Raw genomic sequence first — 923 nt, 5'->3', positions numbered from 1 at the left:
AAAGCAATGTGGCTTTAGCCCGGAGTGAGCGCGAGCGGGAACCGTGAGTCGCGAACGTAGTGAGAAGCCGAAGTTAGGCGTAGTAATCGCTTTGGATCAAAGCTAAAGCCAATTTTCTGACTTTAGATTTGGAACCCTTTTAAATTCTTTCTCATTATTGGTAACTAAAATTCCATTGGAGCTTAGAACAACTGAAGCAATGACCAAATCGTTTGGGCCAATTGAAATTCCTTGAAGTTCTAAATCACTTCGGACTTCTGCATAAATTTCTGATTCTATGTCATTAAATCCGATAATTTCGAATGGATCCAGAAAACTTAAAACAACTTCCCTATTCTTCTTTTTATCGTTACTTTTTAATGCACCTAAAAGTAACTCGGCCTTTACAATCGAAGGTATTTTAATACGATTAGGATTTAACTTCCTAATGTTCTTTTCTATATTTTCACTTTTTCCTTTTAAGAAATAAATACAAATATTCGTATCGAGAAAATAATTCACAATTCCTCTCGTCTCGAATCAGCTGTAAACTTTAACTTTTTCGGCTCTGAAAATGACTCATCCTTAATTGAACCAAAAAGATTAAAATAGTCTTCAGGCCAATTCTTATCTAATGAACTTTGTATTTTTACTCTAACCCATTGGGAAATAGAAATCTTTTCTTTCTTAGCGGCGGTTTCGATCTTTTTTAAAGTTTCTTGATCGAGATATAATGAGACTTGAGGCATGTTACTACTGAACTCTCCTTAGAACAAGTATATAGGCAAGTATAATCTTTGTCAAGATAGTAAAAGATAAAAGCAGTCTTAATTTTCCTTTTATAGCTAAGCTTTGCGATTATTACGCCTAACGAAAGAGGCTTCTCGACGTTGCGTCCGCAAGCGCCTGTGCGCGACGCGGTTGGCACGAGGTTCGAGCGTCCT

2 protein-coding genes are annotated in these 923 nt (G+C 36.6%); both read right to left on the bottom strand.

Features of this window, described 5'->3' with window-relative positions:
• Positions 1–102 precede the first annotated feature (102 nt).
• Entirely contained in the window at positions 103–501 is a 399-nt protein-coding gene (vapC, locus tag JWG44_RS06155) for a type II toxin-antitoxin system tRNA(fMet)-specific endonuclease VapC (RefSeq protein ID WP_205274097.1), read from the bottom strand.
• The gene (locus tag JWG44_RS06150) at positions 498–728 is read right to left on the bottom strand and encodes a ribbon-helix-helix domain-containing protein (protein ID WP_205274096.1); all 231 of its coding nucleotides are present in this window, start codon (positions 726–728) and stop codon (positions 498–500) included. The genes vapC and JWG44_RS06150 overlap by 4 nt, the downstream gene beginning before the upstream one ends.
• Between the last annotated feature and the right edge of the window lie 195 nt (positions 729–923).

Origin of the sequence: Leptospira ainazelensis (assembly GCF_016918785.1) — a bacterium.
Lineage (GTDB): Bacteria > Spirochaetota > Leptospiria > Leptospirales > Leptospiraceae > Leptospira > Leptospira ainazelensis.
This window is presented reverse-complemented; position numbering and strand designations above follow the sequence as displayed.